The organism is Cedecea sp. P7760, from assembly GCF_013386425.1.
GTDB lineage: Bacteria > Pseudomonadota > Gammaproteobacteria > Enterobacterales > Enterobacteriaceae > Cedecea > Cedecea selenatireducens.
The window spans coordinates 1-619 of sequence record NZ_JACARU010000113.1; the positions used below are offsets into that span (position 1 = coordinate 1).

1 protein-coding gene is annotated in these 619 nt (G+C 30.4%); it reads right to left on the reverse strand.

What is annotated here, in order from left to right; all coding sequences use genetic code 11:
* Positions 1–448: hypothetical protein (locus tag HX778_RS24900; RefSeq protein WP_218167272.1), on the reverse strand; the 448-nt coding region annotated here is incomplete at its 3' end.
* Positions 449–619 lie beyond the last annotated feature (171 nt).

A 619-nucleotide genomic window follows, 5' to 3' on the forward strand; every position in this document is an offset into this window, starting at 1 on the left:
TATTTGCTTCATGAAAAATTTCATTTACTGTTAAGTTTTTCGTTTTCTTTAGAATAGATTCACCATCTTTATATACAGTTCCTCTTGATCCCTTACCCAATAATTGCTTCTCATCATCAGGAATGTAATTTGTTTTTAATAATTTTTTAGCATTGACTTCCCAGGAGTGAATTTGAGAGTTGATAAATGAATCATCTTTGAAAGATTTAATGGTTTTTATTTCCTTGATTAATTTTGAAACCTCTCTGTAATTTACATTGGTACTGCAAGGGGTACCTCGGATTATAAATTCAGCCTCTCTATTTTTAAATTCATACTGAGTGTTTACTATACTCACTAACTTTTCCAACGACTTGCTAGATAGCGATGTATTGTTTGTTTTTTTATTAATGGCACTTTGTAAATTATCAGAGTGAATATTTATTTTTTCTTTAAAGAAACTAATCATATTAATATCACCTAATCATAGGTTTAGTGAATGGGAAGGATGTTAGCTTCCACCCATGATAATGGTTTTTTCGTAGATTTCTTTCAAAAAAGAGGAATATCAAGTGCGGGCACAGCCGCTATATCAATTACCACTTGATTAAAAAATGTACTCACCTGCATACTCATATTT